The sequence below is a fragment of the Pararhodobacter sp. genome (assembly GCF_034676075.1).
Lineage (GTDB): Bacteria > Pseudomonadota > Alphaproteobacteria > Rhodobacterales > Rhodobacteraceae > Pararhodobacter.
Window position 1 is genome coordinate 20,354 of sequence record NZ_JAUCCQ010000014.1, and the last position, 13,140, is coordinate 33,493.

Sequence of the window (13,140 nt, forward strand, 5' to 3'; positions counted from 1 at the left end):
GAGGCGGCGGCAGAGGTGGTCCACGCCCTTGGCCGAGGCGCCCGTGTCACGCGCGCAAGGGCGTATTTGGGGCAGAATGAAAGGGCGGGCGCCGGGGAAGAGTCAGTCCGGCAGGATTTCGGTTTCCGGGTTGCCGGGCAGCGTGACCTCCAGAAGCTGAAGGTCGGGTGTCGGATCGGCACAGCGGGTGGCGAGGCCCGGGGGAATGACGAAGGCGTCGCCCTCGGCCAGACGGAAGGGCTCCTTGCCCTCGCCCTCCAGCGTCAGGCCGCCCGCCATGACATAGGTAAAGAGGATATCGCCGCGGTGGCGGGTCCAGGCGGTCGGGGCCCCATCGGGGCGCGCAACCATGACCGATGCAACCCCGCGCGTATTTTGGTCAATCGTGGTATCACGAGCCTGAAACCCGGGGAGGCGGAAGGGATGATAACGGCCCTCGGCGCCGATATTATGGACGAAACGCTGACCCTGCCACTCGCGGTCGGGGCGCAGGTGCGGCGTGGGCAGCGTCATCGCATGGTCGATCTCGGTCACATGCTCGGCCGGGACGCCGATCTCGATCACCTCGATCCCGTCCGAGGCCTCGCAGACCCGGTGGCGGATCTCGGGCGGCTGGATGAAGCAATCGCCGGCATTGAGACGGCGCATGCCGCCCTGATCCTCGTAGAGGACATCGACCCAGTCCTTGACGCAGAAAATGAGCTGAAAGCCGACGCGGTGGAAATGCACCATGTCCGGCACCGGCCCGCCATCGGGGATGCGGATATGGCTGGCGATCATCGCCCCGCCCAGCCGCGAGGGCACCAGGTCACGGTATTGCATGCCCGCCCGCCCCACCACCCAGGGCGCCTGATCGGCGAGGCGGCGGACGACGAAGGCATGATCGGTCTCGGGCAGCACGAGCGGCGGGTTCAACGCGTCGATCTCGACCCGCGTGCCGTTGGGCGCGGTCAGCAGCCGCGGTCCGGCCAGCCGGGCGGCATCGTCGGTCAGAAGTCGCAGCGTGCCGGGCGCCTCGGGCGCGCCCTTTTCGATGCGCAGCCGCAGCCCGTGGCCCGACAGCACCGCAACCGAGGGGTCGTCGGCCGGATAGATCATGTCCAGCCGGAAGCCCAGTTCGCGGGTATAGAACGGCAGGTCGTTGCGCAGTTCCTGCGTCGGCAGACGGATCTCGGCCCGGGTTTCGGTCATGGCTCACCCCCTTGTCGCGGGCAGTCTGCGCAGCGCCGGGGCCGAAGTCCAGAGCGTGTTTACGCCACCAGCCGCAAGCGGGCACTGGCGTTTTTCCGGGAATGGTTTAAGGCTGAACCAAATTTGAGGAGGTCCCGATGAGCGAGTCTCACAAGGAAGATGCGAGGCAGGCGCTGCGGGCCGCGGCGCTGTTCTACCACGAATTCCCCAAGCCCGGGAAACTGGAGATCCGGGCGACGAAGCCGCTCGCCAACGGCCGCGACCTGAGCCTGGCCTATTCGCCGGGCGTGGCCGAGGCCTGCCTCGAAATCAAGGCCGACCCCTCGACCGCCGCCCGCTATACCAGCCGCGGCAATCTGGTTGCCGTGGTCTCGAACGGGACCGCCGTGCTGGGCTTGGGCAATATCGGCGCGCTGGCCTCGAAGCCGGTGATGGAGGGCAAGGCCGTGCTCTTCAAGAAATTCGCCAATATCGATTGCTTCGACATCGAACTGAACGAGCCCGACCCCTACAAGCTGGCCGAGATCGTCTGCGCGCTGGAGCCGACCTTCGGCGCCATCAACCTCGAAGACATCAAGGCGCCCGATTGTTTCATCGTTGAACGGATCTGCCGCGAGCGGATGGGGATCCCGGTGTTCCACGACGACCAGCACGGCACCGCCATCGTGGTCGGCGCCGCGGCGGTCAACGCGCTGAAACTCTCAAACCGCGACTTCGCCGACATCAAGGTGGTCTCGACCGGCGGCGGGGCGGCGGGGATCGCCTGCCTGAACATGCTGCTGAAACTGGGCGTCAAGCGCGAGAATGTCTGGCTCTGCGACATTCACGGGCTGGTCTACGAGGGCCGGACCGAGGACATGAACCCGGAGAAGGCCGCCTTCGCCCAGGCCAGCGACAAGCGGACCCTGGCAGAGGTGATCGAGGGCGCCGACCTGTTCCTGGGCCTCAGCGGCCCCGGCGTGCTGAAGCCCGAGATGGTGGCGCAGATGGCCGCCGACCCGATCATCTTCGCGCTGGCCAACCCCACGCCCGAGATCATGCCGGACGAGGTGCACGCCGTGGCCCCGGGCGCGATCATGGCCACCGGCCGGTCGGATTTCCCCAATCAGGTCAACAACGTCCTGTGCTTCCCCTTCATCTTCCGCGGTGCGCTGGATGTGGGGGCCACGACCATCAACGACGAGATGGAAGTGGCCTGCGTCGAGGGGATCGCGAAACTGGCCCGCGCCACGACCTCGGCCGAGACGGCCGCGGCCTATCAGGGCGAGACGCTGACCTTCGGGCGCGACTACCTGATCCCCAAGCCCTTTGACCCTCGGCTCATCGGCGTCGTCGCCTCGTCCGTGGCGAAGGCGGCGATGGAGACGGGCGTTGCCACGCGGCCGATCGAGGACCTCGCGGCCTACAAGAACAGCCTCGACCATTCGGTGTTCCGCTCGGCGCTGCTGATGCGGCCGGTGTTCCAGGCGGCCCGCGCCGCCTCGCGCCGGCTGGTCTTTGCCGAGGGCGAGGACGAGCGCGTGCTGCGCGCGGCCCAGGCGGTCCTGCAGGAAACCACCGAGGTGCCGATCCTGATCGGCCGTCCCGAGGTGATCGAACGGCGGCTGGAGCGCTACGGGCTGCCGATCAAGCCGGGCCGCGATTTCGAGGTGGTGAACCCCGAAAACGACCCCCGCTACCGCGATTACTGGGAGACGTATCACAACCTGATGGCCCGGCGCGGCGTCACCCCTGATACGGCCCGCGCCATCCTGCGCACCAACACCACCGCCATCGGCGCGATCATGGTGCACCGGGGCGAGGCCGACAGCCTGATCTGCGGCGCCTTCGGGCAATTCTCGTGGCACCTCAACTACGTCCGGCAGGTGCTGGCACGCGACGGGCTGCGCCCGGTCGGCGCGCTGAGCCTGATGATCCTGCCCGAGGCCGGACCGCTCTTCATCGCCGACACCCAGGTGAACCCCGAACCGACCCCGCAGCAGGTCGCCGACAACGTGATCGGCGCTGCCCGCCATGCGCGGCGCTTCGGCGTGGTGCCGAAGGTGGCGCTATGCTCGCATTCGCAATTCGGGACGATGGACACGGCCTCGGGGCGGCGGATGCGCGACGCGCTGGAGATCCTCGACCAGATGGGCCTCGACTTCGAATACGAGGGCGAGATGCATGTGGATTCGGCGTTGGACCCGGCGGTGCGCGAGCGGATCATGCCGCAATCGCGGATGGAGGGGGCGGCGAACGTCCTGGTCTTCGCCAATACCGATGCCGCCAGCGCCGTGCGCAACATCCTCAAGACCCGCGCGCAGGGGCTGGAGGTTGGGCCGATCCTGATGGGCATGGGCAACCGGGCGCATATCGTCACCCCCTCGATCACCGCCCGCGGCCTCTTGAACGTGGCGGCTATCGCCGGGACGCCGGTGTCGCATTACGGCTGACGGCGCACCCTCAAGGAACCGGGTCGATGTGGCGAAATGGTCACGTTGACCCGGTTCATTTACCCGGCGTCACTTCGTGATTATTCCATACGCTCCGACGCGGGGATAATCAGAGCGCTCCACAGGGTGATTTGACCCTGATTTGGAGTAGCAAAGGTTGGCCGCTTTGGCTGGCCGCTTCCGCGGGGGAAGACTATGAAAACGACTTTGACAAGCGCTGCGGCGCTCATTTTCACCGCATCCATGGCCAGTGCTTCGGGCCCGATCGCACCGCCGCCGGCGGTTATGGTGGCGTAACTTCCGGCGACGACCAGCTGGACCGGGTTTTACGCCGGGGGCAGCCTGGGCTTCGGCTCGGCGAATTACGACATCGACGCTACCTACACCAACCCGCCGCTGTCTGCCGGGCTGAACCTGCCCGACCTCGGCGCCCAGGGCGTCCTGTTTGGCCTGCAGGCGGGCTATAACCACCAGCTGTCCAGCAACTGGGTGATCGGCGGCCAGATCGATGCGATGGGCTCGAACATCACCAACGACACCGCGCTGAATATCTCGCTTCCGCCGAACTCGATCACCGGCAACTACGATCTGACGGTGTCGTCGATGTACACGGTGTCGGGGCGCCTCGGCTACCTGACCTCGCCCAACACGATGGTCTACGGCCTGCTCGGCGTCACGCGCGGCAACTTCATCGGCGACTACAACCTGGCGGTCAACGCCGTTCCGCTCGCCGCGGGCAGCTACGACTTCAGCCTCAACGGCATGGCTGTCGGCGTCGGCATGGAAACCATGCTGAATGACCACCTCAGCCTGGGTGTGGAATACCGCTACAACTCGATGCAGCGCTACACGTTCTACAACGGCCCGCTGGTCGGCGGGGACACGCTGGACGTGGGCTTCGACACGTCGGTCCACACGTTCCGGGCCATGCTGAACTACCGTTTCTGATACGATCTCGGGAATGGCGAAACGGGCGCAGGGTCATCCTGCGCCCGTTCTGCTGCGCGGCAGGGCGGTGGAATCACGCCCGGGCAACCGCCGCGCACTATTTGCAAAACCTTGCGCATCAATCGCAAACCCCCGCCATTCCAGCCGGGTTTGCAAAGGTTTGCTGCGACATTCGGTCCTGTTCTGCAAATTTCTGCACCTGCATCCTTGCTGACATTCGGTAACAGAGTTGCGTGACGCGCTGCGGGAGGCGTAATTCAGGCGCAGGATGAGGAGGATGTTTCCATGAGCTACGCAGACGTGTATCGCCGCTCGATCACCGACCCGGAAGGGTTCTGGATGGAACAGGCGCAGGCGATCGACTGGGTCTCAACCCCGTCGCGCGCGCTCTTCGCCGACAAGGCTCCCCTCTACGAATGGTTCAAGGACGCGCAGGTCAACACCTGCTGGAACGCCGTCGACCGCCATGTCGAGGCCGGGCGCGGCGAGCAGCTGGCGATCATCCACGACAGCCCGATCACCCATTCCACCAAGGGCATCACCTATCGCGAGCTGCGCGACCGGGTGGCGAGCCTGGCCGGGGCGCTCCGGGCCAAGGGCGTGGAAAAGGGCGACCGCGTCATCATCTACATGCCGATGATCCCCGAGGCGCTGGAAGCGATGCTGGCCTGCGCCCGCCTCGGCGCCATCCATTCGGTCGTCTTCGGCGGCTTTGCCGCGCATGAGCTGGCGGTCCGCATCGACGACGCCAAGCCCAAGGCGATCATCGCCGCTTCCTGCGGCCTCGAACCCGGCCGGGTGGTGCATTACAAGCCGCTGCTCGATGCCGCCATCGACGCGGCCAAGCACAAGCCCGCCTTCACGGTCATCTTCCAGCGCGAGCAGGAAGTGGCCAAGCTGATCGAGGGACGGGATTTCGCCTGGCACACCTTCCAGTATGGGGTCGAGCCCGCCGAATGCGTCCCGGTCTCGGGCGATCACCCGGCCTATATCCTCTATACCTCGGGCACCACGGGCCAGCCCAAGGGCGTGATCCGGCCGACTGCCGGGCATCTGGTGGCGCTGAACTGGACCATGACCAACCTCTACAAGATCGAGGCGGGCGATGTGTTCTGGGCCGCCTCGGACGTGGGCTGGGTCGTCGGGCATTCCTACATCTGCTACGGGCCGCTGATCGCCGGGGCCACGACCATCGTCTTCGAGGGCAAGCCGGTCGGCACCCCCGATGCCGGGACTTTCTGGCGGGTGATCCAGAACCACAAGGTGAAGAGCTTCTTCACCGCGCCCACCGCGCTGCGCGCCATCAAGCGCGAGGATCCCTCGGGCAGTTTCATCAAGGATTACAACCTGAAGAACCTGCAGGCGCTGTTCCTGGCGGGCGAGCGGGCCGATCCCGCCACCATCGAATGGGCGCAGCAGCATCTGGGCGTGCCGGTGATCGACCATTGGTGGCAGACCGAAACCGGCTGGGCCATCGCCGGCAACCCGCTGGGGATCGAGCTGTTGCCGGTCAAGGTGGGCTCGCCAACCGTGGCCATGCCGGGATATGACGTGCAGGTCCTGGACGAGGGCGGCCACCCGCTGCCCGCCGGGCAACTGGGCGCCATCGCCATCAAGCTGCCCCTGCCCCCCGGCACGCTGCCGACGCTGTGGAACGCCGAAGAGCGGTTCCGCAAATCCTATCTCAATACCTTCCCGGGATATTACGAGACGGGCGACGCAGGCTATATCGACGACAACGGCTATGTCTACATCATGGCCCGCACCGATGACGTGATCAACGTCGCCGGGCACCGGCTGTCGACCGGCGCCATGGAAGAGGTGCTGGCCTCGCACCCCGATGTCGGCGAATGCGCGGTGATCGGCGTCGCGGACGAGCTGAAGGGCCAGTTGCCCATGGGCTTCCTGTGCCTCAACAAGGGCACCAACCGCCCGCATGCCGAGGTGATCAGGGAATGCGTCGGGCTGGTGCGCGACCAGATCGGTCCGGTGGCAGCCTTCAAGCTGGCCTGCGTCGTGGACCGGCTGCCCAAGACTCGCTCGGGGAAGATTCTGCGCGCCACGATGGTCAAAATCGCCGATGGCGAGGCCTTCAAAACCCCCGCGACGATCGACGATCCGGCGATTTTGGACGAGATCCGCGCAGCCCTGAAAACGCTGGGATATGCCCGCGGGTAAAGCAAAATTTCACCTGTTCAAGACGCCCCGCTGGCCCGCCGGCGGGGCGTTGCGCATCGGTTGGTGGATTTCATCCCTTGATTGTGTCCCCGTTCCGCCGCAATCTAAGGTGTGTATCGGTAAAAAGAGTAATAACAAACGACTATGGAAGACCGCTTTCTCATGGGCTCGCCAGACACCATGCCGCCGGCCCTTGACCGGGCCGTGTTAGAAGCCCTCTTCGCCATGGGTGATGAAACGTTGCGTGCCGCCCTCGGCGCGCAGCTCGAGGCGGATTTCGCGCGGTTGCGGGCCGTCTTCGATCACGGTACGCCCTACGAGGTCGGCCGTGCCGCGCATGAGCTCAAGGGCCTGGCCGCTACCGTCGGCGCCGCGCGCCTGGCGGATATGGCGCGCAGCGTCGATGCGGTGGCGCAGGGGCTTTCGGCCGTCGCGCTGGCCGCGGTGACGGCGCCCCTCAAGGCCGAAATCTCGGCGGTGCTCGTCTCTCTGGCTGAGGTCGTCGCGGACACGCCCCGCCCATGAGTTCGAAACCAGATTCCGAAACGATCCTCCTGGTCGAGGATACGCCCTCGCTGCAAATGATCTACCGGGCAGCGCTCATGCGGGCGGGCTATGCCGTCGAATGCTGCGGCACCGCGGCCGAAGGCATGGCCGCCTTCCACCGGCTGAATTCGCAGATCGTGCTTCTGGACCTCATGCTGCCCGACCGCACCGGGCTCGAGGTCATGGAAGACATCCTGCGCGAGGCGCCGCAGACCTGCGTCATCGTCATCACCGCCAACGGCTCGATCAACAAGGCGGTCGAGATGATGCGCGCGGGCGCGCATGAATTCCTGGTCAAACCCTTCGACGACCAGCGCCTGCTGGCCGCGATCGAGAACGCGCGCAAGGCGCTGCGCCACCGGCCGCAGGCGCCGCGCGATGTCTCGGCGGTGCCGGTGCTGGCGCCCTTCATCGGCCATTCGCCGACCATGCTGGAAGTGTACGACAAGATCCGCTCGGTCGCGCGCTCGATGGCGACGGTGTTCATCACCGGCGAAAGCGGCACCGGCAAGGAGCTGTGCGCCGAGGCGGTTCACCAGACCTCGGCCCGCGCGGGCGGTCCCTTCGTCGCGCTGAACTGCGGCGCGATCCCGGTGGATCTGCTGGAATCCGAGGTCTTCGGCCATCTGCGCGGCAGCTTCACCGGCGCCATCAACGACAAGATCGGCGCGGCGGCGGCGGCGGATGGCGGGACGCTGTTCCTCGATGAAATCTGCGAGATGGACCTGAACCTGCAGACCAAGCTCCTGCGGTTCCTCCAGACCTCGACCATCACGCCGGTCGGCGCGACGAAGCCCCGCAAGGTCAATGTGCGGATCATCTGCGCCACCAACCGCAACCCGCTGGAAGAGGTCCGCCGCGGCCGCTTCCGCGAGGATCTGTACTATCGCCTGCATGTCGTGCCGGTCCATCTGCCGCCGCTGCGCGAACGCGGCGAGGACGTGATCGAGATTTCCGAGCGGCTGATCGTGCAGATGGCACGCGAGGAGGGGCATGTCTTCACCTCGCTGGCGCCGCGGGTGAAGGAGTTGTTCCGCTCGCTGCCCTGGCCCGGCAACGTGCGCCAGCTGATCAACGTCCTGCGCAACGTCGTCGTGCTGAACGAAGGCCCCCAGGTCACGGTCGAGATGCTGCCGCCCGACCTGCTGGCCGACCGCCCGACCCTGGCGCCGGCGCCCGAGGAACGACCGCGGGTGACGATGCAGGATCTGAGCGGGCGCACCCTGGCACAGATCGAGCGGATCGTCATCGAGGATGCGCTGGCCCGCCACGGCGATTCGGTGCCGAAGGCGGCGCGTGAACTGGACGTCTCGGCCTCGACCCTCTATCGCAAGCGGGAAGCGTGGGAAAAGGCCGACCGCAAGAAATGAATGCCTCCAGCCGTTCGATCCTGATCACCGGCGCCTCGTCGGGGATCGGCTATCATTGCGCGCAGGTGCTGCGTGACCGGGGCTGGCGGGTCTTTGCCTCGTGCCGCGCCGAAGAAGATTGCGCGCGCCTCCGGGCCGAGGGGTTCGAAAGCCCGCGCCTCGATTACGCCGATCACGCCAGCATCGAGGCCGGGCTGGCCGAGGTTCTGGCCGCGACCGGCGGCACGCTCGACGCGCTTTACAACAACGGCGCCCATGCCTGCCCCGGCGCGGTCGAGGATCTGCCAACGGATGCGCTGCGCGAGATTTTCGAGGTCAATGTCTTCGGCTGGCATGAGCTGACGCGCCGGGTGATCCCGGTGATGCGGGCGCAGGGTCACGGGCGGATCGTCAATTGTTCCAGCGTGCTGGGCTTCGTCCCCTACCGCTGGCGCGGCGCCTATGGCGCCAGCAAATTCGCGCTGGAGGGGCTGACGCGGATTCTGGCGCTGGAAATGGCCGATACGCCGATCAAGGTGGTGCTGATCCAGCCCGGCCCCGTCACCTCGAAGATCCGCGTCAACTCGATCCCGCATTTCGAGCGCTGGGTGGACTGGCGCGCCAGCCCCCGCCGCGCGCAATACGAGGGCGACCTTCTGCGCCGTCTCTACCAGCCTGGCCCCAAGGACCGCTGGGAACTGGGCCCCGAGGCGGTGGCCAAGGCGCTGATCACCGCCCTTGACCATCCCTCGCCCCGCCCCAGCTACAAGGTGACGACACCCACACGGGTGATGGGCGTCGTCATGCGCCTGTTCCCCGAACGCTGGGTCGCTCGCTTCCTCGCGCGGCAATAGGGCGCGGCGCTTTGCCTGCTGCCTTTGGCGCCAAGCTGCGCTAAGGGAGGGAAAGACGGCACCCAGACCCCGGAGGGCCCCATGCTGCTGACCGACCCCCTGTTCATCACCGCCGCGATCGCCTCGCTGATCGTGCTGGCCATCCTGATGTTCGGCATCGGGAGCTTCGCCAAGGGCGGCGAGTTCAACAAGCGCAATGCCAACAAGATCATGCGCTGGCGGCTCGGCGCGCAATTCGTCGCCGTGGTGCTGATCGTCACCTATGCCTGGCTGCGGTCGAGGGGCTGACGGATGGTTGTGCTGAACAAGATCTACACCCGCACCGGCGACAAGGGCGACACCGCGCTGGGTAACGGCTCCCGCGTGCCGAAGGATGACCTGCGGGTCGAGGCTTACGGCACCGTGGACGAGACCAACGCCACCGTCGGCATGGCCCGGCTGCATGCCGAGGGCGAGATGGACGCGGCGCTGATGCGCATCCAGAACGACCTGTTCGACCTTGGCGCGGACCTCTGCCGTCCCGATCTTGCCGGGGATGCGACGGCCGAATACCCGCCGCTCCGGATCATCGACGCGCAGGTCGACCGGCTGGAATCCGAGATCGACGCGATGAACGCGGCGCTTGCGCCGCTGCGCAGCTTCGTCCTGCCGGGCGGCTCGGCGCTGGCCGCGCATCTGCACCTGTGCCGCACCGTGAGCCGCCGGGCCGAGCGGCTGGCCGTGGCTCTGGCGCGCGAAGGCGACACCAACCCGGCGGCGGTCAAATACCTCAACCGGCTGTCCGACTGGTTCTTCGTCGCCTCGCGCGCGGCCAACGGCAACGGCGCGGGCGATGTGCTCTGGGTGCCGGGCAAGAACCGCTAAGCGCGAGGGGCGGCGGGCAGGCGCATCGCCGCCACCGAATTCTCCCACAGCACATAGCCGCATTCGGCCATCTCGCGGCTCATCGGATCCCTGAGCCGCAGCGCCGCGCGGAACATCAGATCCCCCAGCCGCGGGTTCATGACCGCCAGGTTCATCCGCTCGGCCATCGCCCGGGGCATGATCCGCGTGGCGGTGCGGAAATCCTCCCAGCTGCGACCGGCGCGGGCGTCGGGGGCGCAGGCGCGCCCGGCCAGAACCTGCGCCCAGAACGACAGCTGCGCCCTGAGCGGCTGATCCTCGACCCAGGCCATCAGCGCCGGCAGGCCCCGGCCGAAGGTGCCGAGGTATTCGAGCGTATCGAGCAGCCGGGCCGACCCCGTCGCCAGCGCCTCGTCCACCAGCGCCATCAAGGCGCGGTCGAGCGCCCGGCGCGCCGGTTCCGGCAGCGCCCCGGGCAGGCCGCAGGCCAGCAGCCGCTGGGTCCAGGCGGCGGGCTCGACGAACCACCAGTCGCGGCGCAGTGCCGACAGGCCCGGCCCCGCCTGCAGCATCTCGGCTGCCAGCGCCTCCAGCACCTTGATCAGCATGGCAAATCCCTCGGCCGCGTGATCCTCGGCGCGATCCGTCGACAGGGGACCGATCGGCCGCCCGTCGGCGTGATGCGCGGCCGCCGCGGCGAACCAATGGCTCACCGCCTCGGGCGGAATGGCGGCAAGCGGCCGTGTCTCCAGGCAGATGAGAACCTCGGTCGGCAGGCATTGGTCACAGGTGCAGATCAGCGCCAGCGGACCGAGGCGGTCGGGCGCGAAGCCATGCAGCGCCCTCAGGGCGTGGTCGAGGTCGCTTTCGGTCAGGGTCGCCATCGGAAGTCCCTTTCGGCTTGCGTTGCCATGGGTCGCCCGGGCCCCGCACCCGGTTCAACCGCGCCCGCTCACGATGCCGCTAACAGCAGGCCGACGCGGCGTCCCGCGGCGGTTGAGGGTCGTTTTTCCCCTGTTTTCCGCGCCGCAGAGAGGCTAGGAAACGGGGCAGCAGCCATGCGCCCGCCGGCTCCGGCCGGACGGACCACGAGAAAGGGAGAGGACGCCCATGAAAATCCTGGTGCCCGTGAAGCGGGTTATCGACTACAACGTGAAGGTTCGCGTGAAGGCGGACGGGTCTGGCGTTGACCTTGCGAACGTGAAGATGTCGATGAACCCCTTCGACGAGATCGCGGTTGAAGAGGCGATCCGGCTGAAGGAAAAAGGCGTCGCGACCGAGGTCGTGGCGGTGTCGATCGGCGTGAAGCAGGCGCAGGAGACGCTGCGCACGGCGCTGGCGATGGGGGCGGACCGGGCGATCCTGATCGTCGCCGCCGATGACGTGCACAATGATATCGAGCCGCTGGCGGTGGCGAAGCTGCTCGCCGCCGTGGTCAAGGACGAGGCCCCGGGCCTGGTGCTGGCCGGCAAGCAGGCCATCGACAACGACATGAACGCCACCGGGCAGATGCTCTCGGCGCTGCTGGGCTGGTCGCAGGGCACCTTCGCGTCGGAGCTGGAAATCAGCGGCGACAAGGCGAAGATCACCCGCGAGGTGGACGGCGGCCTGCAGACCATCGAGGTCACTATGCCCGCCATCGTCACCGTCGACCTGCGCCTCAACGAGCCGCGCTATGCGTCACTCCCGAACATCATGAAGGCCAAGAAGAAGCCGCTCGAGGAGAAGACCGCCGCCGATTACGGCGTCGATGTCACGCCGCGGCTGACGGTAGTGAAGACCTCGGAACCGGCGGCGCGCAAGGCCGGGGTGAAAGTGGGCTCGGTCGACGAGCTGATCGCGAAACTGAAAGACGAAGCGGGGGTGATCTGATGGCCGTTCTGCTGCTGGGTGAAGTGACCGATGGCGCGCTGAACCGCGACGCCACCGCCAAGGCCGTGACGGCCGCCAAGAAAATCGGCGATGTCGTCGTGCTCTGCGCCGGGGCCTCGGCCGCCGCTGCGGGTGCCGAAGCCGCGACGATTGCCGGTGTGTCCAAGGTGCTGGTCGCCGAGGATGCCTCGCTGGGCCACCGTCTGGCCGAACCGACCGCGGCGCTGATCGTGTCGCTGGCGGGCGATTACAGCCACATCTTCGCGCCCGCGACCACGGACGCCAAGAACGTGCTCCCGCGCGTCGCCGCGCTCCTGGACGTGATGGTGCTGTCGGATGTCTCGGGCGTGGTTGACGCGCAGACCTTCGAGCGCCCGATCTATGCCGGCAACGCGATCCAGACGGTGAAATCGGCCGATAGCGTGATCGTCGCGACGATCCGCACCTCGACCTTCGAGGCGGCCGGCGACGGCGGCTCGGCCCCGGTCGAGACCGTGGGGGCTGCGGCCAATCCGGGCCTGTCGGTCTGGATCGAGGACAAAGTGGCGGCCTCGGACCGTCCCGAGCTGACCTCGGCCGGGATCGTGGTTTCGGGCGGGCGCGGCGTCGGCTCGGAAGAGAACTTCAAGATCATCGAGGCGCTGGCCGACAAGCTGGGCGCCGCGGTCGGCGCCTCGCGCGCGGCGGTGGATTCGGGCTATGCGCCGAACGACTGGCAGGTCGGCCAGACCGGCAAGGTGGTGGCACCGCAGCTTTACGTGGCGGTCGGCATCTCGGGCGCGATCCAGCACCTGGCCGGGATGAAGGATTCCAAGGTGATCGTGGCGATCAACAAGGACGAAGAGGCGCCGATCTTCCAGGTCGCCGATTACGGCTTGGTCGGCGATCTGTTCACGATCGTGCCGGAACTGACCTCGAAACTGTGAG

11 protein-coding genes and 1 pseudogene are annotated in these 13,140 nt (G+C 67.1%); 10 read left to right on the forward strand and 2 right to left on the reverse strand.

The features are described from left to right. Positions 1-102: 102 nt before the first annotated feature. Positions 103-1,191 carry a cupin domain-containing protein gene (locus VDQ18_RS07090; RefSeq protein ID WP_323020280.1) on the reverse strand — a complete coding sequence of 363 codons (1,089 nt, stop codon included), beginning with the start codon at positions 1,189-1,191 and terminating at the stop codon, positions 103-105. 137 nt (positions 1,192-1,328) lie between these two features. Here VDQ18_RS07090 and VDQ18_RS07095 point away from each other — a divergent pair, with 137 nt between their 5' ends. The 8 genes and pseudogenes from VDQ18_RS07095 to VDQ18_RS07130 all read left to right on the forward strand — a co-directional run bounded on the left by VDQ18_RS07095 (position 1,329) and on the right by VDQ18_RS07130 (position 10,362). Then, entirely contained in the window at positions 1,329-3,623 is a 2,295-nt protein-coding gene (locus tag VDQ18_RS07095) for an NADP-dependent malic enzyme (RefSeq protein WP_323020281.1), read from the forward strand. Positions 3,624-3,938: 315 nt separating this feature from the next. Next, a pseudogene (locus VDQ18_RS07100) lies at positions 3,939-4,571 on the forward strand (outer membrane protein); the annotation flags it as partial. 285 nt (positions 4,572-4,856) lie between these two features. Then, the gene (gene prpE, locus VDQ18_RS07105; RefSeq protein WP_323020282.1) at positions 4,857-6,749 is read left to right on the forward strand and encodes a propionate-CoA ligase PrpE; all 1,893 of its coding nucleotides are present in this window, start codon (positions 4,857-4,859) and stop codon (positions 6,747-6,749) included. A gap of 144 nt (positions 6,750-6,893) precedes the next feature. Continuing rightward, complete coding sequence (locus tag VDQ18_RS07110) at positions 6,894-7,274, forward strand: Hpt domain-containing protein (protein ID WP_323020283.1); 381 nt, start codon at positions 6,894-6,896, stop codon at positions 7,272-7,274. Beyond that, positions 7,271-8,665 carry a sigma-54 dependent transcriptional regulator gene (locus tag VDQ18_RS07115; RefSeq protein ID WP_323020284.1) on the forward strand — a complete coding sequence of 465 codons (1,395 nt, stop codon included), beginning with the start codon at positions 7,271-7,273 and terminating at the stop codon, positions 8,663-8,665. Before VDQ18_RS07110 ends, VDQ18_RS07115 begins: the two co-directional genes overlap by 4 nt. Beyond that, on the forward strand, positions 8,662-9,498 hold the full coding sequence (locus VDQ18_RS07120; RefSeq protein ID WP_323020285.1) for an SDR family NAD(P)-dependent oxidoreductase: 837 nt from the start codon (positions 8,662-8,664) through the stop codon (positions 9,496-9,498). Before VDQ18_RS07115 ends, VDQ18_RS07120 begins: the two co-directional genes overlap by 4 nt. 84 nt (positions 9,499-9,582) lie before the next feature. Next, positions 9,583-9,786 carry a twin transmembrane helix small protein gene (locus tag VDQ18_RS07125; protein WP_107753500.1) on the forward strand — a complete coding sequence of 68 codons (204 nt, stop codon included), beginning with the start codon at positions 9,583-9,585 and terminating at the stop codon, positions 9,784-9,786. Positions 9,787-9,789: 3 nt separating this feature from the next. Further along, positions 9,790-10,362, forward strand: coding sequence for a cob(I)yrinic acid a,c-diamide adenosyltransferase (locus VDQ18_RS07130; protein WP_323020286.1), 573 nt, complete (start codon positions 9,790-9,792; stop codon positions 10,360-10,362). On the opposite strand, the gene VDQ18_RS07135 is transcribed toward VDQ18_RS07130, so the two are convergent. Beyond that, a complete protein-coding gene (locus VDQ18_RS07135; protein WP_323020287.1) occupies positions 10,359-11,225 on the reverse strand; it encodes a hypothetical protein in 867 nt (288 codons plus the stop codon). The two genes, VDQ18_RS07130 and VDQ18_RS07135, sit on opposite strands and share 4 nt — an antisense overlap. Before the next feature lie 226 nt (positions 11,226-11,451). Between VDQ18_RS07135 and VDQ18_RS07140 the strand changes: the two genes are divergently transcribed. Beyond that, positions 11,452-12,213, forward strand: a complete 762-nt coding sequence (locus tag VDQ18_RS07140; RefSeq protein ID WP_323020288.1) for an electron transfer flavoprotein subunit beta/FixA family protein — start codon at positions 11,452-11,454, stop codon at positions 12,211-12,213. Then, entirely contained in the window at positions 12,213-13,139 is a 927-nt protein-coding gene (locus VDQ18_RS07145) for an electron transfer flavoprotein subunit alpha/FixB family protein (protein ID WP_323020289.1), read from the forward strand. The genes VDQ18_RS07140 and VDQ18_RS07145 overlap by 1 nt, the downstream gene beginning before the upstream one ends. Position 13,140: the final 1 nt, after the last annotated feature.